Below are 22,180 nucleotides of genomic sequence, written 5' to 3'. Positions count from 1 at the left end.
CTTGACGTCGGCCCTCGTCGACGCCATCGTTAACTGGCAAACGTTATCCAACAAGGAGAGATCGATGAAGATCGACCACAGACGCCAGACGCGTCGCATGATCGGAGCCGTCACCGCGGTGGCGCTGGCCATCGCCGGCGGGCTCACCGCGCTGCAGCCCGCAGCCGCCGAAGAGCCGGCGGCCGCGGCATCCGTCCCCGCGATCGTCCGCACGGTCAGTGATGCCGGCTTCGCCCACCCCGGCATCGGCTTCACCGCGGACCACCTCGAGAACATGCGCACGCAGGTGCTCGACGGCGTGGACCCCTGGGCCAGCTATTACGAAGCCATGACGCAGACCAAGTACGCGGCTCGCACCTTCTGGGCGGAGAACGCGAAGCCCGGCACCGACATCCCGAAGAACGACGCGTATGCGGATGCCGGCATGCGCTCCAGCGCGCTGCGCGACAGCCTCGGTGCGATGGCGCAGGCGCTCGAATACGTCGTGACGGGAGACGAGCAGTACCGCGCGAACGCCCTGCACATCCTGCGCACCTGGAGCAGCCTCGACCCCGCGAAGTACGCCTACTTCGCCGACGCGCACATCCACACCGGCGTGCCGCTGTACTACATGCTCATCGCGGCCGAGGTCGTGCGCGGCACCCAACCGGCGAACACGACGCTCGACGGCTACGACCTGCGCTGGACCGACGAGGACCAGCAGCGCATCGAGGACAACCTCGTGCGTCCGGTGCTCGACACGTTCCTGTACTCGCAGAACCGCCTGTGGAACCAGCATCTGTACGGCGTCATCGGCATGGTCGCCGCCGCCATCTTCCTCGACGACGCAGACCTCTACGCCGAGCGCGTGGAGTGGTTCACCGTCAACGCCGGCTACCAGAGCGAGCACGACCTGTACGGCGGGAACGTCAACGGCGCGCTCGCCTCGCTGTTCCGCGAGATCCCGGCCGACGCCCCCGGCAACACCACCGGCGCCCCCTTCGTGCAGCACATGGAGATGCTGCGCGACCAGGCTCACGGCCAGGGCGACGTCGACATCTTCGTCGCCCTCGCGCGCCTCGTCGACAATCAGGGCACGACGCTCGACCCGGTCGCCGGCACCGTCTCCACCGCGCCCGACGCGGTGTCGCCCTACCGGTTCCTCGACAACCGCATCCTCGCCGGTGCCGACACCTTCGACGCCTTCATGATGGGCGAAGAGGTGCCGTACATCCCGGCCAACGAAGGCGGTGCCATCTCGCAGGCGTACCGCGGCCGGCTGCAGGATCCGATGAGCGAGGCGTATCTGCAGTACCGCTACGTCGCCGGAGTCGACGTCGAGGCCGAGGCGCCCCACGTCGCCGAGCTCTACGCGCACCGGGACGGGCCGCTGTACTACTACGGCACGGGCGTGCAGAACTTCTGGAACGACCGCGGGTCGGACTACACCGCTGCCGAGTACTGGGTGGCGTTCCCCGAAGAGCTGGCCGACGTGCCCGGCGCGGCCGCGCCGCTCGCCGACGGCCCCGAGCTCTCGACGGCGAGCTTCGGCACGCCCTTGGGCGGGGGAGCGCAGCGTGAGACAGACGATGACGGCACCGGCTTCATCCGGCTCGACGCGGCGGCCGACGACGCACAGCTCGCCGTACGACGTGCGGTGTGGTCCGACCGGAGCAAGACGGCCCTCGTCGGCATCAAGGTCCGCAGCGAGGGAGTCGCCCGGCTCCAGGTCGCGCGCACGGCCGACGAGCAGCAGTTCTCGGAGATCGTCGTGCCCGACACCGGCGGCCAGTGGCGCTTCGTCTGGCTCGACGTGAACGCCGACAAGGCGCCGGCCGCCGTCGGCGACAACATCGTCTTCCTGAAGGCCACCGGGTCGGATGCCACGGTCGACGTCGCCGGCGTCCTCGCTCAGGCGAACGGTGTGCTGACGCCGCCCGTGTTCGCCGATGCGCCCGCCGTCGACGTCATGGCCGTCGCCGGCGAGCCGTGGACGCGGGCCCTCCCGACGACCGACACCGGCGGCGGGGTTCAGCTGGAGCTGCAGAACGCGCCCGCGGGCGCAGAACTGACCGGGGAGACCGTCAGCTGGACGCCGTCGCAGAAGGGCACGACCGACATGATCGTCGCCGCATCCGATGGGACCACCGTGACGGCGCTTCCCCTCACGATCACCGTCGCCCCGAACCGCGCGTCGGCGATCGGCAAGCGGGCCGATCGCATCGACGGCGGTGCCGAGCTGTACACGACGGCGAGCTGGCAGCAGGTGGCGTCGCTGCAGGACCAGGCGCAGCGGGCGCGCAAGACCGCGAGTCCGGCCGAGTTCGCCGATCTGCTCGATCGGCTCGGCGACGCGATCGCGGGGCTGCAGCAGCTCAACCCGCAGCTGCCGGACGGCTCGCTCGACTACACCGGCATCGTGAACGCGCCCGCGCTCACCTCGTCGCAGCTGCGGGCGCTGGCCGACGGCGACAACCAGACGTCGTGGGGCGACCAGCGGGTGCCCGCCGTCGTGTTCGACTTCGGCGCCGGGTTCCGCCTCACCGCGGAGGCGTTCGGCTTCCAGGCTCGGGACACCTTCCCGAACCGGGCCGAGGGGACGAACGTCTACGGCTCCGATGACGGTGCGACCTGGACGCTGCTGACCGAACACCCCAACGCCGGGCAGGATGCCGCCGTCGAATGGATCGATGTGCGGGAGGGTGTCCGCGACCAGCGGTTCCGGTTCGTGAAGTTCCAGGTCGACGAGCCGGGGGTTCCCTCGGATCCCGCATTCCCGGGCATCTGGAGCATCGCCGACATCCGCATCGACGGCGCGCGCAGCGAGGCGACGGGCACCATGGACACGGTCACGATGACCTCGCCCGACGGCGTGGCCGGCCGGGTGGTCGCCGGCGACCGCGTGCAGATCGCGATGACCGGTCCCGCGGGCAACACGGATGTCGCGGTGACCGTGCTCGGTGAGCCGGCCGAGGTCACCGCGCCCGCTCCCGGCGAATGGCTGGCCACCGCGGCCCTTCCGGCCGGTGCGGCGGCGGGCGGCGGCGTGACGTTCCAGATCACGTTCACAACCCCCGACGGCAGGCCGGCCGACCCGGTGGCGGCGACGACCGACGCGTCGAAGCTGTTCCTGTCGACCGACGCCGGTCTGGTCGACGACGCGTTCCGCGCGGCCACCGTGCGGCGTCCGGACGGCGTCGTCGACGCCGCGTGGACGCAGTACGCGGCGAGGATGTTCGACGGCGACGCCACGACCCACTCCGACACGCGCCTCAACGCGGGCACGTACGGCAACATCTGGGACTTCGGCGCCGGCACCCGCGTGACGCTCACCGGCGCCGAGCTGCTCGTCCGGCAGGACGGCTACGGCACGTCGCGGATCGCCGACATGCGGCTGGAGGGATCCAACGACCTGGTCTCCTGGATGCGGCTGACGCCCGCAGCGCCCGCCAAGACGCTGGACTGGCAGCGCTGGGCGGTGGCGGGTGACACCGCCTACCGGTACATCCGCATCGCGAACGGACAGATCCTCGGCGTCGCCGAGCTGCACCTGTTCGGCAGCGCGGTGCCGTTCTCCGGCTGACATCGGCGGCGGCATCCATCGGGCGTGACTCTCCGCTCGGCTGCGCGGGCGAGCGGCACCCATAGGCTGAATGCATGCCCACAGCTGCGACTCCCGGGAGCGGACGCGCGCGGGTCAGCGATGTCGCCGCAGCGGCCGGCGTTTCACCGACGACCGTCTCGCACGCGCTGAGCGGCGCGCGGGCCGTCAATGCCGAGACCCGCGAACGGATCCTGGCGGTGGCACGCGAGCTGGGCTACGTCCCCGACCGGGTCGCGAGCGGTCTGCGCCGGCGGCGTACCGGCGTGGTCGGGCTGATCGGCGACGACCTGGCCGCCACACCCTTCGCCGGGCGCATCATCGAAGGAGCCCGGCGTGCGGGCCTCGAGCGGGACGTGCTCCTCATGGTGGCCGAGAGCGGCGGCGACCCGGAGGTGGAACGAGACCTCGTCGCGCGCTTTCTCGCGCAGCGGGTCGACGGGCTGCTGATCGCGCGCATGTACCATCAGCGCGTCGATCGTCCGCCGGTCCCCGACGACATCCCCGTCGTTCTCGTCGACGCCGCGCCGGAGCCCGGGTGGGAGGTCGACGCGGTGGTGCCCGACGAGGCGCAGATCGCCACCCTCGCGTGTGAGCGGCTCATGAGCGTGGGGCATCGCGAGATCGCGTACGTCGGCACGACCGACGAGTCCCGCGCGGCCCGAGGACGCCTGATCGGCGTGCGCTCAGCTCTGGGGGACGCGGGCATTGCCTTGGGTGAGGGCCGACTCGAGCTCTGCACCTCGGATGCCGCGGGCGGACGGGAGGCGGGCGGCCGGCTGCTCGATCAGCCTGTGCCGCCGACGGCCGTCATCTGCTTCAACGACCAGATCGCGATGGGAGTGATGCAGGCGGCGGCGCGGCGAGGCATCGCCGTTCCGGCCGGACTCTCCGTCGTGGGCATCGACGATCTGCATCCGGTGGCCGACGCGCTCGACCCCGGACTGACCACGATCGCCCTGCCGCACGACGGGATGGGCCGGTGGGGGATGACCCGCCTGCTCGACCGGATCGACGGCACGGCGCCACCCCTGGGCGCCGGCATCCACCTGGTCCGCGGGTGGCTCGTCGAGCGTGAGTCGGTCGCTGCGCCGGCCGCCCGCTGACCCGGCTACTCGCGTCGAGGCGTCCGCGTGACGGGCGCGACCCGCAGCGGGGTGAGAGTCGCGTCCGACACGACGACCTCGCCCCGCGCACCCTCGATCCGCAGGCCGCGCCCGCCCGCGGTCCCGAACGTCGCCATGGTGAGCGCGGCGTCCCCGTCGCCGGCGAACACCTCGATGGAGGCGGCGTCCACGATGATGTCGAGTTCGATCCGCCCGTCCGTCGGCGCCACGGGTGCCGTGCGCACCTGCCGGTACGCGTCGGGCATGTTGCCGGCTACCGCGTCGGCGTCCCGCGTCACGAACGCGACGCGGCGATCGAAGTCGTACCCGACCGTTGCGAAGCTGCCGTCACCGGTCTCGACCTTGACGCGCAGCTCGCCCACCTCGCTCGAGGCCTTCAGCTGCAGCCGGTACGCGCCGGAAGCCGGCACATCCACCGCCACGGTCTTCTCGGCAGCCAGCCGCACGTCGTCGATAGGCTGCGGCTCCCCCTCGAGGGCGTCGAGCTCGGGCGCGGGGCGGGAGCGCAGCGTGGCTCGCCCCCCCCCGGAGCCGAGCGTGATCGTGCGGACGATCGAGTCGGAGCCGCCCTGCCACTCCTCGGTCGGGAACCGACCCGCATACGCCCAGTTGTTCATCCATCCGATGCCGTAGCGCGTCGTGAGGCGCTCCTCCTCGCCGAGTCGCGGGTCGTCCCACGTGACGGCCGCGTAGTAGTCGGGTCCGTGATCGAGCCACTGGTGGCCGGCGCCATCGGCGACGAAGCGCTCGCCGTCCCATGTGCCGACCCAGTAGGCCGTCCCGGTCGTCATGTCCTCCGCCGCACCGTTGGCACCCGCGACGAGCACCCACCGCACGTCGTCGGGATCCCCCTCGACCGACATCGGGAAGAGGTCGGGGCACTCGAGCACGCCCAGCCCGGCGGTGACGAAGTCGGACGTGTAGGTCCACTCGCGCAGGTTCGGCGACGTGTAGAAGCCGATCCGGTCATGCTCGGCCAGCGCCATCAACCAGTGCCCCGCCGACTCGTCCCAGATCACCCGCGGGTCCCGCCAGTCCGCGACGCCCGGATTGTCCATCACGGGATTGCCGTCGTAGGACTCGAAGCGGTACCCGCCGTCGCGCGAGAAGAACAGCGACTGCCGCTGCACGCCGTCGACCTGCTGTGTGACCAGGGCGATCACCGCGCCGGCGCCGAAGCCCGCGGTGCCCTTCTCATCGACGACGGCGGTGCCGGTCCAGATGTCGCCCAGGCCGTTGGCGTACTTCTCGATCGCCACGCCTTCGTCGTGCCAGTGCACCAGGTCGGTCGAGGTCGCGTGGTACCAGGCTGTGCCGTTCCCGTCGGGATAGTCGGCGTTGTAGAGGTAGTAGTAGTGCCACACGCCGTCGAGGAGGAACGGCTTCTGGGGGTCGTTCATCCAGTTCTCGCCGGGCGTGATGTGGATCCCCGGCCGATGCGGCGACCAGTCCGCCGGTCGTTCGGACGCACCGGGCGACGGTGCGGGCGGCGAGGGAGCCGTCTGCGCGTCCTCGTCCCGCGGAAGGCCGGCGGCGAGCACCGCGACCACCGCCACGGCCAGCACCGCGAGCGCCGCCGCGATGCTGATCACGAGGGAGCGTCGACGGCGGGGCGTGAGGGGGATGTCGTCTCGGGGCATGACGGATCCTTCCGTTGCAGATCGTGTGTCGGGGAATGCGCGGGACGGATGCCTCGGCACGGGGCCGTGCCGAGGCATCCGTCATTTCGCCGTCGCGGTCAGCGGAGCGGCTTCTCGTTGCCGCCGGGATTGACGTTGATGTTCGCCGGGATGTCGGCGTAGCCGCCGAGCCCGCCGTTCCCGTACGAGTAGTCGACCGCCGAGGAGGCACCGTCGATGTCGATCTTGACGGTCGGGGCGAGAGTGCCGCCGCGGCGGAAGTCCCCCTCCGTGCCGACCGTGTCGATGAAGGACTGCACCAGGCCACCGGGCATCACGTAGTGCGAGTAGGCCTGGAAGTGCCCGATCGGCTGGTTGAAGTCCGGGGCGAACGGCTGGCCGCCCGCGAAGTTCAGGTTCGTCGGGTTGCCGAGCGCGAGGCCGGAGCCGGCGTTCATCGGCTGGTAGTCGCTGCGGATGCCGTCGCCGACGAAGCCGTAGACGCCCTCAGGACCGTCGATGCCGTTCGCGAACGTGCCGCGGTGGCTGATGGTGAAGAGGTAGTACTTGCCGTCCTTCATGTAGATCTGCGGACGCTCGGTCTGATCGGTGACGCAGTTCGCCGACAGGATGGGCGGGAGGAACTCCCACTCGGTGAGCTCCTTGTTCTTCGCCTTCGCGAGGCCCACGTTGCCGATCTGGTACGTCGCGCCCGAGGCGTTCACCTGCTCGACCGTCTCAGCGAAGGGGTCGCCCTCGCGGTAGCCGAGGTCCTCGGCGTCGCAGGTCGCGCTCTCGCGCGGCATGGCGGAGTTGCCCTCGAAGACCATGAAGGTCTCACCGGGGTGAGCCGGGTCCTCGAAGGTGAACGGGTCGCGGAAGTTGAAGAACTCGTTCTGCGCACCGGTCTGGTAGTAGGTGCCGTCGGCCTGGAGCAGGTCGGTCACCTTGTCGAAGCCCGTGAAGGTGACGCCGTTCTTGTTGGCGTGCACCTTGCCGACACTCAGCGCGATGCGCGGGTCGTACGGCTTGCGGTTGCTGCCGTCCTCGTTGCGGTAGAACGCGACATCCGTGAAGAACAGCTTGATCTCGCCGCCCTTCGAGATGCGCGCCGAACCCGACCACTGGGTCTGGTGGCTGTACGACTGGTCGGGGAAGATCTGGCCGGTCACGCCCTCGTCGAAGACGAGGCCGCCGTAGGTCCAGCCGCCGTTCTCGGGCCGCTCGTCGGCGGGGACGCCGGCCGGGCGGTAGAAGTAGCCGATCTTCGCGAACACGTGCCGCTCGTCGAAGACGAGGTCGCGGTCGGCCACGAGCGAGAAGATGATCTCCTGGCCGTTGACGCTGTACTGGTTGGCGTCCTCATCGGTCAGGGGCCACGAGTCCCAGACCCAGACCTCGTCGTTGCTCATGTCGGGGAAGTCCTGCGGGACCGCAGGCATCGTGAGCTCGGCGGGCATCGAGTTCTGCTTCGAGCCGGCGGTCGGGTCCGATAGGCGCTTGAGCTGGCGCGCGTCGGCCCGGGTCCACTTGGCGGTGAAGTCGTCCTCGGGGGCGTACGCCTGCTGGGTGTGGACGGTGGGTTCGGGGCCGTCCTGGAGGTCGGGCACAGCGGCAGCGGTGACCGGGCCGACCGCGGCAGCGGCGGGCAGGCCGACCAGTGCCGACGCTGCGACAGCGGCCGCGGTGACGGCGCCGGTCAGGAGGCGCCTGACGCGCTTCGGGGGAGTGTTCATTTCTGGAGGCTCCTTCGAGATGAAGCAATGCAAATCGATTTGCATTGCATATCCATAGTGACACGGAGCGGCAGATCGCGCATGTCGGCCGTTCGGGGGACAACGCCTTCGAAGACACGCCGCTTGACGCGGCGTCACCCGTCGGTTCATAATCGACCCGTCCGATAAATCGATTTATCACAACGGAGTGTTTCATCATGGCGAGGGTCCGGATCTCAGACGTGGCGGCGGCCGCCGGCGTCTCGGTGACCACCGTCTCGCTCGTGATGAACGATGTGGAGTCCCGCATCTCGGACGAGACCCGGCAGCGCGTGCGCGAGGCTGCCCGCACGGTGGGCTACGCCCCCAGCTCTGTCGCCAGGGGACTGCGGACTCAGCAGACGCGCACGGTGGGGCTGATCTCCGACCAGATCGCGACCACGCCCTTCGCCGGCCGCATGCTCGCCGGCGCGCAGGATGCCGCCCGCGAGAACGGGTACCTCGTCTACCTGCTGGACACCGGCGGCGACGAGACCATCGAGCGCGATGCGATCCATGCGCTCACTGCGCAGCAGGTCGACGCCCTGATCTACGCATGCATGTGGCACCGGGTGGTCGATGTGCCGCAGGGACTTCCCGCACAGGCCGTGTTCCTCGACTGTCGGCCCGCGGCGGGCGGCTACCGCAGCGTCGTGCCCGACGACCGCGCCGGAGGCGCGGCCGCGGTTCGTGAACTCGTCGCGGCCGGGCACCGCCGCATCGCCTACATCGACACCGAGGAGACGCCGATCGCCTCGGCTCTGCGTCATGAGGGCTACCTCGAGGTGCTCGCCGAGACCGGCATCCCGGTCGATCCCGCCCTCCACGTCCGGGGCGAGACGTCAGCACTGGGCGGTCGGGCCGCGGCTGACATCCTGCTCGACCTGCCGGACGAGCGACGTCCCACCGCCGTCTTCTGCTTCAACGACCGCATGGCGGCCGGCGTGTACATCGCCGCGCACCGCCGCGGCCTCGACATCCCGCGTGATCTCTCGGTCGTCGGCTACGACGACCAGCAGCTGATCGCCGCGGAACAGGATCCCCCCCTCACCACCATCGCCCTGCCCCATTACGCCATGGGGCGCTGGGCGATGGAGGTCGCGCTCGGCGTCCGCGCAGAGGGGGATGAGGACGCCACGCACCTCATGGAGTGTCCCGTCATCCGACGAGACTCCGTAGGCCCGCCGCCGGCGCAAGTCGCCAAACCGAACCGGCGACGGGCTTCACACACCGAGAGGCCGCCGGAGGCGGCCACCGATCGGTGACCCACGCGGGCGTGAGTCACCAAGAAAAGGAAACCACAACAATGCGCACAAGGACCCCGATCCTCGTGTCCGCAGGTCTGGTCATGGCCGTCGCCCTGACCGGCTGCGGGCAGGCCGGCCAAGGAGACGCCACGACTGCCGACGGCCGCACGGAGCTGACGATGTGGACCCACTCGGCGGGCAATCCCGCCGAGCTCGAGGTCTATGAGCAGATCATCTCCGACTTCAACGACTCGCAGGACGAGTACGAGGTCGTTCACGAGTCGTTCCCGCAGGGCGCCTACAACGACGCGATCGTCGCTGCCGCGGCATCCGGAGATCTTCCCTGCCTTCTCGACCTCGACGGGCCGATCATGCCCAACTGGGCGTGGGCCGGCTACCTGCAGCCGCTGGAGCTGCCCACCGAGCTCACCGACTCGCTGTTGCCCACCGCGGTGGGCAAGTGGGACGGCGAGATCTACTCCGCCGGGTACTGGGATGCGGCGCTGGCCATCTTCGCCCGCGCCTCGGTGCTCGAAGGCAACGGCATCCGCATCCCGACGGTCGACGAGCCGTGGACGAAGGATGAATTCGACGATGCGCTGGCCACGCTGAAGGCGGCCGGCTACGAGACGCCGATCGACATCGGCGCCGAAGACACCGGCGAGTGGTGGCCCTACGCCTACTCGCCGTTCCTGCAGAGCTTCGGTGGTGACCTCATCGACCGTTCGACGATGCTCTCGGCCGACGGCGTCCTCAACGGCCCCGAGGCCACCGCCTGGGGCGAGTGGTTCGCCGGTCTCTTCGCCGACGGGTACGCCGGCAACAGCGGCACCCTCGGCAACCAGGAGTTCGTCGACGACGAGGTGGCGCTGAGCTACACCGGTGTCTGGAACGCCGTCACGGCTCTGGACGCGGTCGGCGACGACCTGCTGATCCTGCCCCCGCCGGACCTCGGCACCGGTCCCAAGATCGGCGGCGGCTCGTGGCAGTGGGCGATCTCGTCCGAGTGCAACGACGCCGACGGCGCTCGCGAGTACCTCGAATTCAGCTTCCAGGACAAGTACATCACCGAGTTCGCCGACAAGCAGGTCGTGATCCCGGCGACGGATGCCGCCGCGCAGGCGTCGGAGTACTTCGGCGACGACGGTGTGCTGCGTCCGTTCGTCGAGTTCTCGAAGGAGTACGCGGTGCTGCGCCCCGAGACGCCCGCCTACGCCGTGATCTCGACGACGTTCGAGACCGCCGCGAAGGACATCATGAACGGCGCGGACGTGCAGGAGACGCTCGATCGCGCCGTGTCGGAGATCGACGCGAACATCGCGTCGAACGACGGGTACGGCTTCCAGTGATCCCCGCGCCGGCGAGGGCGTGAAGCCCTCGCCGGCGCATCCTCAGAGAGACCCGCCATGACTGTCACTCCTCCGACGGTCGCCGCCGAAGAACCTCGGCGCGCCTACCGTCGCTTCCGCTCCATCAAGGGACGCGAGACCTGGGCCGGACTGGGCATGATCGCCCCCGCCGGCATCCTCCTCGTCCTGTTCCTCATCATCCCCGTGATCCTCGCCTTCACGCTGTCGTTCACCAACGCACGGCTGATCTCGCCGAACCCGCCGCGGTTCGTGGGCTTCGACAACTTCATCCGCGCGTTCACCGCCGACCCGGTGTTCGTGCAGTCCGTCGGCAACACCGCGGTGTTCGCGCTGGTGGTCGTGCCGGTGCAGGCGGGTCTCGGCCTGCTGCTGGCGGTGCTCGTGAACCGGCGCATGCGCGGGGTCACCGCCTTCCGCGTGATCTTCTTCATCCCGGTCGTCACCTCCATCGTCGTGGTGTCGATCCTGTGGAAGTTCATGTACCAGAAGGACGGCCTGATCAACTCGATGATCGATGCCCTGACCTTCGGGGCGTGGTCGGGCGTCGACTGGCTCAACGACCCGAACACCGCCCTGGGCGCCATCATCGTGCTGTCCATCTGGCAGGCCGTCGGCTTCCACATGATCATCTGGCTGTCGGGACTGCAGACGATCCCCGAGGAGCTCTACGAGGCCGCGAAGATGGACGGCGCCAGCCCGTGGCGCCAGTTCACCAACGTCACCTGGCCGGGCCTGCGACCCACGATGGTCTTCGTCCTCGTGACCATCACGATCGCCGCGCTCGGGCTGTTCGTCCAGGTGGACGTCATGACCCAGGGCGGCCCCGTCAACTCGACGTCGACGATCGTCTTCCACGCCGTGCGCAAGGGCTACGAGCAGCAGGAGATCGGCTATGCCGCGGCGATCTCGCTGATCTTCTTCGTCGCGGTGCTCGCCATCGCGCTCATCCAGCGCCGGCTCACACGAGAGAAGGACTGAACGTGTCCGCCACCAGAACGCTCACCACGGCGCCTGCGTCGCGGCGCTCGTCGCCGCCCGTACCGCCCGCCCGCAGCGAGAAGAAGCACCGACTCCGCGGGAAGATCTTCCTCTACGTCGCGATGTCGATCTTCGGGATCATCTTCCTGTTCCCCCTGGTCTTCATGTTCGTGTCGAGCCTCAAGCCCGACAGCCAGATCCTGCAGGACATCGACTCGCCGATGGCGTTCCTGCCGGTCGGCGACATCAGCCTCGACAACTACTTCGGCGTCTTCGATCGGGTGCCGGTCGCGCAGTTCCTCTTCAACTCCGTGTTCGTCACCGTCCTCACCGTCGGACTGGGTCTCATCGTGAACTCGATGGCGGGCTTCGCGCTGTCGCGACTGCAGTGGAAGGGGCGCATCGTCGTCCTCGCGCTCGTGATCGCCACGCTGATCGTGCCGTTCGAGACGATCGCGGTGCCGATGGTCTACTGGGTCGCACAGCTGCCGACGCTTGTGATCGAGGGCGGCGTGCTCAAGTACGACTTCGGCTGGCTGAACACCTACGAGGTGCAGATCGTGCCGTTCATCGCGAACGCGTTCTCGATCTTCCTGTTCACGCAGTACTTCTCGACGATCCCGAAGTCGCTCGACGAAGCGGCGCGGATCGACGGAGCCAGCTGGTTCACGATCTACCGCCGCATCCTCGTGCCGCTGTCCGGGCCGGCGTTCGCGACGGTCGCGATCCTCACCTTCCTGCCGGCGTGGAACCAGTACCTGTGGCCGCTCATGGTGGTGCAGAAGGAGGAGCTGCGACCCGTCATGGTCGGCATGCAGTACTTCTTCCAGCTGAACACCGCGTGGGGCGAGGTGATGGCGTACACGTCGCTCATCACGATTCCGGTGCTGATCGTGTTCCTGATCTTCCAGCGGGCGTTCGTGAGCAGCATCGCAGCGAGCGGGGTGAAGGGATGAGCACGGATGCCGCGCCGCACGTCGTCGTGGTCGGCGAGTCGCTCGTGGACATCGTGCACCGCGCCGGCGGGGCGGTCGATGAGGCGCCCGGCGGCAGTCCCGCGAACGTCGCACTGGCACTCGGGCGCCTCGACCGCGCGCCGATCCTCGTCACGCGGCTCGCCGACGACGACAGAGGGCGTCGCGTGCGCCGCTGGCTCGAGCACTCCGCAGTCACGGTCGACGCGGTCGCCGCGTCGCGGACGTCGACCGCCACCGCGCTGCTGGATGCGGGGGGAGCCGCGACGTACACGTTCGACCTCGAGTGGGACCTCGGCGACGACATCGAGCGCCTCGCGGGCGACGTGTTCGCCTCTGCCGACCTCGTGCACCTCGGCTCGGTCGGCGCGTTCCTCGAGCCCGGGGCCGGCCAGGTCGCCGCACTCGTGCGCGCGGTGCGCGGGCGCGGGATCATCACGTACGACCCCAACATCCGCCCGTCGCTCGTCGCCGACCCGGAGGCGGTCCGCGCGCGCGTGGATGAGCTCGTCCGACTCGCCGATGTCGTCAAGGCGAGCGACGAGGACCTCCGGTGGGTGGACCCCTCTCGGGACGCGATCGAGATCGCGCGGCAGTGGGTGGCCGGCGGTCCGACGCTGGTCGTGGTGACGCGCGGTGCGGACGGGGCGGTCGCGGTGACTGCTGGCGCCGAGGTCGCGGTCCCCGCCGTGTCGACCGATGTCGTCGACACGGTCGGTGCCGGCGACACCTTCATGGGCGCGCTCATCGACGGCATTCTCGCTCGCGCGGCGGGCCTCGGCGCGCGGACGCGGGGTGGCGGCATCCGTCCCGATGAACTCGAGGCGCTCCTGCGCCGCGCTGCCGAAGCTGCCGCGATCACCGTGTCGCGCCCGGGCGCCGACCCGCCGCGGCGGGAGGAACTGCTCGCGCGGATCGCATGACGCGGACCGCAGCCCCTTGCTGCGGCGGCATCGCTACTTTTCGGCTGTCCAGCCGACCACCTCACCGGCGCGCCGTGTCGCGCCCCACTCGAAAGGCTTCTCCCTTGTTCGACCTCCCCGGCTCCTGGGTATGGGACTTCTGGTTCGCCGACGACGGCGACCGCTACCACCTGTTCTTCCTCTACGCCTCGCGCGCGCTCCATGATCCGGATGCCCGCCACCACCGCGCAGCGATCGGCCACGCGGTCTCGACCGACCTCGTCGAGTGGACGCAGGTCGCCGACGCGCTCGTGCACAGCGATGCGCCGGCCTTCGACGAGCTCGCGACCTGGACGGGGTCGGTGGTGCGGCATCCGGACGGGACGTGGTTCATGTTCTACACGGGCGCCTCGCTCTCCGCCGACGGCCGCAATGTGCAGCGGATCGGGTATGCCACCTCGCCCGACCTCCTCGTCTGGACCAAGGCGGACGGACCGGTGCTCGAAGCACGCGAGCCCTGGTACGAGAAGCTCGCGAGCGGCGCCTGGCACGATGAGGCCTTCCGTGACCCCTGGGTGTTCGCAGATCCGGACGGTGACGGGTGGCACATGCTGCTCACCGCCCGCGCGCCCGAGGGGCCCGTCGCCGGCCGCGGCGTCGTGGGCCACGCCTGGTCGCCCGACCTGCGCACGTGGGAGCTGCGCGCGCCGCTGACCGTGCCGAGCGAGCTCGGGTTCGGACAGCTGGAGGTTCTGCAGGCCGAGGTCGTCGACGGGCGGCCGGTGCTGATCTTCTCGTGCCTCGCCGAACACGCCACCGAGGCGCGGCGAGACGGCGGAGGAGGCACCTGGGCGGTGCCGGCGGAGAGTCTGCTCGGCCCGTTCGACGTGGACGCCGCGTACCCGTTGACGGACGAGCGGCTCTACGTCGGCCGTCTGCTGCGTCGTCGCTCGGACGGTCAGTGGCTCCTCTTCGCCTTCCGCAACGCGGGTGACGACGGGGCGTTCGTCGGAGGCGTCACCGATCCGATGCTCGTGGAGTGGCGAGGAGGGCGGCTCGTTCAGCGCGCCACCGAGGCGGTGGCGAGCGCCTGACACGGTCGGGCCGGCACCCCGCGGGCGGGTGCCGGCCCAGCCCGCGGCTGCGGGTACGAAGCCCGCACGGAGAAGGGATGACGATGGTGTCAGATGCAGGACGCAGGCGGGTGCGGCTGGCCGCCGGTGCACTCGCCGTGATGGGTGTCAGTGTGGCCGGGTCGCTGATGGGCGGCGCACAGGGGAGTGCCGCCCGAGCCGCCGACCCCGACGACGGGTACCGTGCGCAGTACCATTTCACGGTTCCGGACCACTGGAAGAACGACCCGCAGCGGCCGGTCTTCGTCGACGGCAAGTTCCACTACTACTACCTCTACAACGGAGACTACGACGCCGATCCGACCGCGAACTTCGGGACGGAGTGGCGGCTGGCGACCTCGTACGACGGCGTCGTCTTCGCCGATCAAGGCGTTGCCGCGCCCAAGAAGACCAACGCCGACTACGACCTCTGGTCGGGGTCGGCCGTCGTCGATCACGCGAACACCGCCGGCTTCGGAGCGGGCGCGGTGGTGATGCTCGTCACGCAGATGGATCATCCGACCCTTGCGCAGCAGGCGAACGCGTCCGGACCGCAGGCGCAGTTCCTCTGGTATTCGACGGACGGCGGCCGGAACTTCCGGCCGTACGGCGAGGCGCCCGTCATCCCCAACGGGGGGCGGGCGGACTTCCGCGATCCGAAGGTCGTCTGGGACGCCGAGCGTGGTCGCTGGGTCGCGCTGATCGCCGAGCGCGATCGCGTGAGCTTCTACACCTCGCCGGATCTGAAGACCTGGTCACGCGTCTGGGAGTATGTGAACCCGGGCATCGGCACCATCGAGTGCCCGGACCTGTTCCGGATCCGGGCCGACGACGGCTCCCTCACCTGGGTGTTCGGCGTCAGCGCGAACGGGTACGCGACGAACGAGCCGGCGACCTTCGCGTACTGGACCGGCTCGTTCGACGGCACGTCTTTCGCGTTCGACCAGGATGCCCCGCAGTGGCTGGATCACGGATTCGACTGGTACGGCGCAGTGACGTGGGAGGATCCGGCGGCGCCGCTCGATCGGCGGTACGCCGTCGGCTGGATGAACAACTGGGACTACGCGCACTCGACGCCGACGTGGGAGTCCGACGGGTTCAACGGGACCGACTCCATCACGCGCGAGATCCGGCTCAAGCGCTACGGGTCGACCTTCAGCCTCGTCTCCCAGCCGGTCGCCGCGCTGTCGGGCATCGTCACGACGCGCACCGAGCTCGGCGACGTCGACGTGGACGGGTTCGTCCCCCTCGCATATGAGGGGGACGCTTACCAGGTGGAGGCGGACGTGACCTGGCAGACCGCATCCAACATCGGGTTGCAGCTGCGACGATCCGCCGAGGGGACGCGTCACGCCGACGTCGGTGTGACGGAGACATACGCGTACCTCAACCGCGGCCAGACCGGGTACCCGGCCGGCACCTGGAAGTCCGAGAGCCGCACGCCCTTCTCGGCTGACGACGGCCGCGTGCACCTGCGGATACTCGTCGACCGGACCACGATCGAGGTGTTCCTCGACGACGGCCGCTATGTGCATTCGAGTCAGGTGTTCGCGCCCCCGGGCGACGACGGCATCGCGCTGTACTCGACGGGTGGTCCGGCGACGTTCCGCGACCTGACGATCACGGAGTTCGGCAGTGTCGTGCAGCGGCCCGCGAAGATCATCGGCGACTTCGAGGACACCTCGTGGGGAGAGGGATGGACGGCGACGGGGAACTTCGCCGCCGCCGGTCCCAGCTCCGCGAGCCTGGTCGGTCAGGTCGGAGCCCAGACCGCCGACACCTTCGCGGGTGGGGGAGACTCGGCGACCGGCACGATCACATCACCGGCCTTCACGATCGACCGGAACTTCCTTCACCTTCTGGTCGGCGGCGGCGACCATCCGCTGGGCATGGAGCCGGCCACGTCCGTGCAGCTGCTCGTCGACGGTCAGCCTGTTCGCAGCGCGACAGGTGAGGATTCGGCAGGGCTCCGCCCGGTCGAGTGGGATGTGAGAGAGTTCGCCGGCCGGACGGCGCAGATCCAGTTGCTCGACGATGCGACGGGCGAATGGGGGCATCTGATGGTCGACCAGATCGTGCTCAGCGACTGACTCGGAGTTGAGACCTGAGACTCCCAGTCTCTAGAGTGACGAGGGTGCTCGAACCTGGGGGGCGAGCACGGCGATCGGCCGACGGCCCCATGCCGTCGTGCGGAGGACCAGGTCGGTGCCGGGTTCTGGGGACCCGGCACCGGATCTCGCCCCCGGTTCGGCGCCCGGAGGCAATCGCCGGAATCCCGCGGGATAATCGGAGGATGCCGGACCCAGGACCTCGATCGCGCCGACCCGCCGGTCAGACGCGTGCCCTCATGCTCGAGGTCGCCGTCGAGCGGGTCAAGGCCGAAGGGCTGCAGCTCGACTACGCGAACATCGAACTGGAAGACCTGATCCGCGCCGCGGGCGTGCCGCGCTCCACGGTCTTCCGCATCTGGCCCGACCGCGCCGCGTTCGTCGCCGATCTGGTGCGTGCCCTGTTCGAGGCCGATCCCGGGTTCGAGACCGGCTTCGACGACGAGACGCTCGGCTTCATCGAGCAGGCCCTGACCGGCAGCGCCGCCGCCGGTGGCTCGCCCGAGCAGCAGGAGGCGGCCCTTCGCGAGGTCCTGCGTGCGGCAGTCGCGCACAACATGGCCGCCGTCGAGGACACCGTCGCCTGGCGCGTGTACCGCACGATGTCTGCGGCGCTCTCGAGCGGGGACGCCGTGCCGGGCGGCGAGGAGATCCGCGCTCTGCTGTCCGAGATCGTCGGCCGGTACCTGGACCGGATGGCCGAGCTCTACCGTGTACTCAACGCCGCCTTCGGGCTGCGCATGAGGGCCGGGGTGAGCGAGCGCGATCTCGCGGTCGCCGTCATGGCCACGATCGACGGCATGGGCGACCACCGGCGGATCAACCCCGAACTCATCGACGGTCCTCGCACGGTCGCCCTGGGCGTGGAAGGCGCGCGGGAATGGCACCTGGCCGGGATCGCGATCTCCGGCATCCACACGGCTTTCACCGAGCGCATCGCGGCATAGACCGGCGGTCGCGGGCGTGGATCAGGCGGCCGGGGCGCTCCAGCTGAGCGACTCGATATAGCGCAGCAGCACGCCCTCGCGCAGCGCCCACGGCGAGACCTCGAGCTCGTCCACGTCGAGCGCACGCATCGCCTCGTGCAGCACGACGGCGCCGGCGACGATCTGGAACGTCCGGTCGGGCGTGATGCCGGGCAGTTCCTGTCGCGCCGACGCGGGGATGCGCGCGAGGCGCGGAATCCACGAGCTGAGCGAAGCGCGGGGCAGCAGCATCCGTTCGATCCCCGACCAGCCCGGCACCGGATAGCCGACCAGCTTCGCGAGCGAGCGGATCGCCTTCGAAGAGCCGACGACGTGATCCGGTCGGGCGAGGGTGCCGAACGACGCGGCCACGGGTGCGAGCGTCGCGCGCGCATGCTCACGGAGCTTCTCGACCGCCGCCTCGCCGGGCGGGTCGTCGGGGAGGAACTGGATCGTCATGCGGCCGGCACCGAGGGGGACGGATGCCGCGGCCTCGGGCAGCTCGTCGGGCCCGGCCGCGATCTCGAGCGAGCCCCCGCCGATGTCGAACAGCAGGATCTGCCCGGCCGCCCAGCCGAACCAGCGGCGCACCGCGAGGAACGTGTACCGCGCCTCCGTCTCGCCGCCCAGCACCTGGAGCGGCTCGCCGAGCGCCGCCTCGATCAGCGCGATGACCTCGTGGCCGTTCGTCGCTTCGCGGACGGCCGAGGTCGCCGTCGCGAGCAGCTCGTCGACGTGCTCGGCCGCCGCGACCGCGCGCGCCTCGGTGACCGCTGCGACGAGCGCGGCCACTCCTTCTTCCGTGATCGAGCCGTCGGGCGCGAGATAGCGCATCAGGCGCAGCACGGTGCGCTGGCTCGTCGTCGCGAGCGGCCGGCCACCGGGGCTGACGTCGGCGACGAGCAGATGGACGGTGTTCGAGCCGATATCGAGGACTCCGAGGCGCACGCGTTCAGAGTAGCGGCAGGGCGAGGAACGGCGGGGCGACGGATGCCGGCGGCCGCGGCATCCGTCATCTCCGCCGTAGCGGCTACGATGGGCGCGATGTCCGCCGACGAAGCGACCACCTACGAGACAGGTGCGATCACCCCAGTCCTCTCGCTGTACCGCGAGATCGATCGCGCCGACTGGGCGCGTCTGGCCGCCGGGCTGACGCAGCCCCTGAGCGAGACCGAGATCGTCCAGATCCGCGGTCTCGGCGATCGGCTCGACATGGCCGAGGTCGCGCAGGTGTACGTGCCGCTGTCGCGGCTGCTGTCGCTGTACGCCGAGTCCACGAAGCGGCTCGGTGCCGAGGAGTCCGGGTTCCTCGGCGAGGCGGACTCGACGACGCCGTTCATCGTCGGAGTGGCGGGGTCGGTCGCGGTCGGCAAGTCGACCATCGCGCGCCTGCTCCGCGAACTCACCTCGCGCTGGCCCGGGACGCCGCGCGTCGAGCTGGTCACGACCGACGGTTTCCTTTACCCGAACGCCGAGCTCGAGCGGCGCGGCCTCATGGATCGCAAGGGCTTTCCCGAGTCGTACGACCGCCGGGCGCTGGTGTCGTTCCTCACCGAGGTGAAGAGCGGCGCACCCGAGGTGCGCGCGCCCTTCTACTCGCACATGCGCTACGACATCGTGCCCGACGCCGTCGTGACGGTGCGCCGCCCCGACATCGTCATCGTCGAGGGCCTCAACGTGCTGCAGCCGCCGCCCACCCCCAACGACGTGGCGGTCAGCGACCTCTTCGACTTCTCGATCTTCGTCGACGCGGATGCCGCGCACATCGCCCAGTGGTACGTGGACCGCTTCCTCGCCCTGCGCCGGGCCGCGTTCAGCAACCCGAACTCGTTTTTCAACGTCTTCGCGCAGCTCTCGGACGAAGAGGCCGTGGAGCGGGCGCTCGGCTACTGGAACACGATCAACCTCCCCAACCTCGAGGAGAACGTGCTGCCGACGCGCCACCGAGCCAACCTCGTGCTGCAGAAGGCCGCCGACCACAAGGTGGAGACGGTCCTGCTGCGCAAGCTGTAGCGCCCGCTCGGGTGGCGCTTCGTCTCGGTCGTTCCTCCCTCGCTCAGCGACCGGGTCCGAAGTGGCGCTTCGTCTCGGTCGTTCCTGCCTCGCTCAGCGACCGGGTCCGAAGTGGCGCTTCGTCTCGGTCGTTCCTCCCTCGCTCAGCGACCGGGTCCGAAGTGGCGCTTCGTCTCGGTCGTTCCTCCCTCGCTCAGCGACCGGGGCCGACCCAGCTGACGGCACCGCAGCCCCGGTTCCCATCGCGAAACGTGTCTCCGCGGGTAGCTGGGTCCCGGTCGCTGAGCGAGCGCCAGCGAGACGAAGCGTGTCTCCCGGGTACCTGGGCTCCCGGTCGCTGAGCGAGCGCCAGCGAGACGAAGCGTGTCGTTGCGACCTCGGCTCTCCGAACGGCCGGGCTCCCGGCATCCGGTATTCGTAAGGGAGCCGCGCAAAACCCGCCGCCTACCATGGACGGCATGTGTGGAATCGTCGGATACGTGGGACCGCGGCAGAGCCAGGCCGTGCTGATCTCGGGGCTCTCGCGGCTCGAATACCGCGGCTACGACTCCGCCGGCATCGCCGTGATCGACGGCGACGGAGGTCTGGGCATGCGCAAGCGTGCCGGCAAGCTGCAGGTGCTGCGCGACGATCTCGCCGCCCGACCGCTCGCCGACGGCACCACCGGCATCGGCCACACCCGGTGGGCGACCCACGGCGGCCCCACCGACGGCAACGCGCATCCGCACCTCGCCGACGACGACAAGCTCGCGGTCATCCACAACGGCATCATCGAGAATTTCTCCGAGCTCAAGGAAGAGCTCCTCGCCGACGGTTTCACCTTCCGCAGCGAGACCGACACCGAGGTCGCGGCCGTGCTGCTCGGCCGCGAGTACGACCGCACCGGGGATCTCGTCGAAGCCTTCCGCGCCGTCGTCGCGCGCCTCGAGGGCGCCTTCACACTGCTCGCGATGCACCAGGACCAGCCCGGGCTCGTCGTCGGCGCGCGCCGCAACTCGCCCCTCGTCATCGGGCTGGGCGAGGGTGAGAACTTCCTCGGCTCGGACGTCGCCGCCTTCGTCGAGCACACCCGCAACGCCCTCGCCATCGGCCAGGACCAGATCGTCGCGATCACGCCCGCGGGCGTCGAGGTCACCGACTTCGCGGGCAACGCGGTGGAGGTCGAACCGTTCGAGGTGACGTGGGATGCCGCGGCCGCCGAGAAGGGCGGCTGGTCGTCGTTCATGGCCAAGGAGGTCTCGGAAGAGCCGGATGCCGTGGCCAACACGCTGCGCGGCCGCGTCCGCGACGGCCAGGTCGTCATTCCGGAGCTGGACGGCCTCGACGACCTGTTCGCCGGCATCTCGCGCATCATCGTGATCGCCTGCGGCACCGCCGCCTACGCCGGCCAGGTCGGCAAGTACGCGATCGAGCAGTGGACCCGCATCCCGGTCGATGTCGAGCTCGCGCACGAGTTCCGCTACCGCGACCCGGTGATCGGGCCCGACACCCTCGTGGTGTCGATCAGCCAGTCGGGCGAGACCATGGACACGCTCATGGCCGTGAAGTACGCCCGCGAGCGCGGCGCGAAGACGCTGTCGATCTGCAACACGCAGGGCGCCACCATCCCGCGCGAGTCCGATGCGATCGTCTACACGCACGCAGGCCCCGAGGTCGCGGTCGCCTCGACCAAGGCGTTCGTGGCGCAGATCACCGCGCTGTACCTGATGGGTCTGCACATCGGCCGCGTCCGCGGGTCGATCACCGCGACGGATGCCGCCGACCACGTGCGCGAGCTCGAGGCCATCCCCGGCAAGATCTCCCAGATCCTCGAGCGGGAGCAGCCCCGCATCGAACAGTTCGCGCACTGGATGGCCGACACCCGCTCGGTGCTGTTCCTCGGCCGCCACGTCGGCTATCCGATCGCCCTCGAAGGCGCGCTCAAGCTCAAGGAGCTCGCGTACATCCACGCCGAGGGCTTCGCCGCCGGCGAGCTGAAGCACGGACCCATCGCCCTCATCGAGCCCGGTCAGCCCGTGTTCGTGATCGTGCCCTCGCCCCGCAAGTCGGCTGAGATGCACAAGAAGGTGATCTCGAGCATCGAGGAGATCCGCGCCCGCGGCGCCCGCGTCATCGCGATCGCCGAAGAGGGCGACGCCGCGGTCCTGCCCAAGGCCGACGAGGTGCTGCGCATCCCGCTCGCGGGCCCCTTCTTCGAGCCGCTCCTCGCCGTCGTGCCGCTGCACATCTTCGCGATGGGCCTGGCGACCGCCAAGGGCCTCGACGTCGACCAGCCGCGCAACCTCGCCAAGTCCGTCACTGTCGAGTAGGCGCCTCTCCGTCGAGCGACCGCGGTGCGGCCGCGCCGCGCCCGCAGTGCGCCGCGGTGCGCCCGCGTTCGCGCCGCGCTGCGCTGCGCCCGCGGTGCGCCGTGACTTGGCCTATATGTACG

General features: G+C 69.9%; 15 protein-coding genes. 12 read left to right on the top strand and 3 right to left on the bottom strand.

Translation table 11 applies throughout. The features are described 5' to 3' along the window. Positions 1 to 64: 64 nt before the first annotated feature. Together ACI3KY_RS02350 and ACI3KY_RS02345 are read left to right on the top strand one after the other, a co-directional pair. The gene (locus ACI3KY_RS02350) at positions 65 to 3,562 is read left to right on the top strand and encodes an alginate lyase family protein (protein WP_404928603.1); all 3,498 of its coding nucleotides are present in this window, start codon (positions 65 to 67) and stop codon (positions 3,560 to 3,562) included. A 74-nt stretch (positions 3,563 to 3,636) separates the two neighbouring features. After that, entirely contained in the window at positions 3,637 to 4,686 is a 1,050-nt protein-coding gene (locus ACI3KY_RS02345; RefSeq protein ID WP_404928602.1) for a LacI family DNA-binding transcriptional regulator, read from the top strand. A gap of 5 nt (positions 4,687 to 4,691) precedes the next feature. On the opposite strand, the gene ACI3KY_RS02340 is transcribed toward ACI3KY_RS02345, so the two are convergent. Beyond that, positions 4,692 to 6,347, bottom strand: coding sequence for a glycoside hydrolase family 32 protein (locus ACI3KY_RS02340; protein WP_404928601.1), 1,656 nt, complete (start codon positions 6,345 to 6,347; stop codon positions 4,692 to 4,694). 98 nt (positions 6,348 to 6,445) lie between these two features. Next, entirely contained in the window at positions 6,446 to 8,062 is a 1,617-nt protein-coding gene (locus ACI3KY_RS02335; protein ID WP_404928600.1) for a glycoside hydrolase family 68 protein, read from the bottom strand. Between the two features lie 197 nt (positions 8,063 to 8,259). Here ACI3KY_RS02335 and ACI3KY_RS02330 point away from each other — a divergent pair, with 197 nt between their 5' ends. The 8 genes from ACI3KY_RS02330 (at position 8,260) to ACI3KY_RS02295 (ending at position 17,718) form a co-directional block, all read left to right on the top strand. Next, positions 8,260 to 9,345, top strand: coding sequence for a LacI family DNA-binding transcriptional regulator (locus ACI3KY_RS02330; RefSeq protein ID WP_404928599.1), 1,086 nt, complete (start codon positions 8,260 to 8,262; stop codon positions 9,343 to 9,345). Positions 9,346 to 9,386: 41 nt separating this feature from the next. Next, on the top strand, positions 9,387 to 10,676 hold the full coding sequence (locus tag ACI3KY_RS02325; RefSeq protein ID WP_404928598.1) for an extracellular solute-binding protein: 1,290 nt from the start codon (positions 9,387 to 9,389) through the stop codon (positions 10,674 to 10,676). Between the two features lie 57 nt (positions 10,677 to 10,733). Next, positions 10,734 to 11,675 carry a carbohydrate ABC transporter permease gene (locus ACI3KY_RS02320; protein WP_404928597.1) on the top strand — a complete coding sequence of 314 codons (942 nt, stop codon included), beginning with the start codon at positions 10,734 to 10,736 and terminating at the stop codon, positions 11,673 to 11,675. Between the two features lie 2 nt (positions 11,676 to 11,677). Next, the gene (locus ACI3KY_RS02315; RefSeq protein ID WP_404928596.1) at positions 11,678 to 12,631 is read left to right on the top strand and encodes a carbohydrate ABC transporter permease; all 954 of its coding nucleotides are present in this window, start codon (positions 11,678 to 11,680) and stop codon (positions 12,629 to 12,631) included. Beyond that, a complete protein-coding gene (locus tag ACI3KY_RS02310; RefSeq protein ID WP_404928595.1) occupies positions 12,628 to 13,572 on the top strand; it encodes a PfkB family carbohydrate kinase in 945 nt (314 codons plus the stop codon). Before ACI3KY_RS02315 ends, ACI3KY_RS02310 begins: the two co-directional genes overlap by 4 nt. 104 nt (positions 13,573 to 13,676) lie before the next feature. After that, positions 13,677 to 14,645: a glycosyl hydrolase family 32 gene (locus ACI3KY_RS02305; protein ID WP_404928594.1), complete on the top strand. Its 969-nt coding sequence runs from the start codon at positions 13,677 to 13,679 to the stop codon at positions 14,643 to 14,645. Positions 14,646 to 14,722: 77 nt separating this feature from the next. After that, positions 14,723 to 16,753, top strand: a complete 2,031-nt coding sequence (locus tag ACI3KY_RS02300) for a glycoside hydrolase family 32 protein (protein WP_404928593.1) — start codon at positions 14,723 to 14,725, stop codon at positions 16,751 to 16,753. A gap of 203 nt (positions 16,754 to 16,956) precedes the next feature. Beyond that, complete coding sequence (locus tag ACI3KY_RS02295) at positions 16,957 to 17,718, top strand: hypothetical protein (RefSeq protein ID WP_404928592.1); 762 nt, start codon at positions 16,957 to 16,959, stop codon at positions 17,716 to 17,718. Positions 17,719 to 17,739: 21 nt separating this feature from the next. On the opposite strand, the gene ACI3KY_RS02290 is transcribed toward ACI3KY_RS02295, so the two are convergent. Continuing rightward, positions 17,740 to 18,684 carry a Ppx/GppA phosphatase family protein gene (locus tag ACI3KY_RS02290; protein WP_404928591.1) on the bottom strand — a complete coding sequence of 315 codons (945 nt, stop codon included), beginning with the start codon at positions 18,682 to 18,684 and terminating at the stop codon, positions 17,740 to 17,742. 96 nt (positions 18,685 to 18,780) lie between these two features. Here ACI3KY_RS02290 and coaA point away from each other — a divergent pair, with 96 nt between their 5' ends. Both coaA and glmS read left to right on the top strand, forming a co-directional pair. Further along, positions 18,781 to 19,749 (top strand): type I pantothenate kinase, encoded by a 969-nt coding sequence (coaA, locus tag ACI3KY_RS02285; protein WP_404928590.1) that lies wholly within the window; start codon positions 18,781 to 18,783, stop codon positions 19,747 to 19,749. A gap of 458 nt (positions 19,750 to 20,207) precedes the next feature. Continuing rightward, positions 20,208 to 22,058: a glutamine--fructose-6-phosphate transaminase (isomerizing) gene (gene glmS / locus ACI3KY_RS02280; protein ID WP_404928589.1), complete on the top strand. Its 1,851-nt coding sequence runs from the start codon at positions 20,208 to 20,210 to the stop codon at positions 22,056 to 22,058. The last annotated feature ends 122 nt before the right edge of the window (positions 22,059 to 22,180 follow it).

It is taken from the genome of Microbacterium sp. ZW T2_14 (assembly GCF_044987405.1).
GTDB lineage: Bacteria > Actinomycetota > Actinomycetes > Actinomycetales > Microbacteriaceae > Microbacterium.
Note: the sequence above shows the minus strand (reverse complement) of the source record. Positions and strands in the feature narration are given on the sequence as shown.

What these genes read in the sequence shown, in the direction of transcription:
- ACI3KY_RS02325 (WP_404928598.1), top strand. Translation starts at nt 9,387, where the DNA reads ATGCGCACAAGGACCCCGATCCTCGTGTCCGCAGGTCTGGTCATGGCC.
- ACI3KY_RS02310 (WP_404928595.1), top strand. Translation starts at nt 12,628, where the DNA reads ATGAGCACGGATGCCGCGCCGCACGTCGTCGTGGTCGGCGAGTCGCTC.
- coaA (WP_404928590.1), top strand. Translation starts at nt 18,781, where the DNA reads ATGTCCGCCGACGAAGCGACCACCTACGAGACAGGTGCGATCACCCCA.
- glmS (WP_404928589.1), top strand. Translation starts at nt 20,208, where the DNA reads ATGTGTGGAATCGTCGGATACGTGGGACCGCGGCAGAGCCAGGCCGTG.
- ACI3KY_RS02345 (WP_404928602.1), top strand. Translation starts at nt 3,637, where the DNA reads ATGCCCACAGCTGCGACTCCCGGGAGCGGACGCGCGCGGGTCAGCGAT.
- ACI3KY_RS02300 (WP_404928593.1), top strand. Translation starts at nt 14,723, where the DNA reads ATGACGATGGTGTCAGATGCAGGACGCAGGCGGGTGCGGCTGGCCGCC.
- ACI3KY_RS02295 (WP_404928592.1), top strand. Translation starts at nt 16,957, where the DNA reads ATGCCGGACCCAGGACCTCGATCGCGCCGACCCGCCGGTCAGACGCGT.
- ACI3KY_RS02335 (WP_404928600.1), bottom strand. Translation starts at nt 8,062, where the DNA reads ATGAACACTCCCCCGAAGCGCGTCAGGCGCCTCCTGACCGGCGCCGTC.
- ACI3KY_RS02340 (WP_404928601.1), bottom strand. Translation starts at nt 6,347, where the DNA reads ATGCCCCGAGACGACATCCCCCTCACGCCCCGCCGTCGACGCTCCCTC.
- ACI3KY_RS02330 (WP_404928599.1), top strand. Translation starts at nt 8,260, where the DNA reads ATGGCGAGGGTCCGGATCTCAGACGTGGCGGCGGCCGCCGGCGTCTCG.
- ACI3KY_RS02320 (WP_404928597.1), top strand. Translation starts at nt 10,734, where the DNA reads ATGACTGTCACTCCTCCGACGGTCGCCGCCGAAGAACCTCGGCGCGCC.
- ACI3KY_RS02350 (WP_404928603.1), top strand. Translation starts at nt 65, where the DNA reads ATGAAGATCGACCACAGACGCCAGACGCGTCGCATGATCGGAGCCGTC.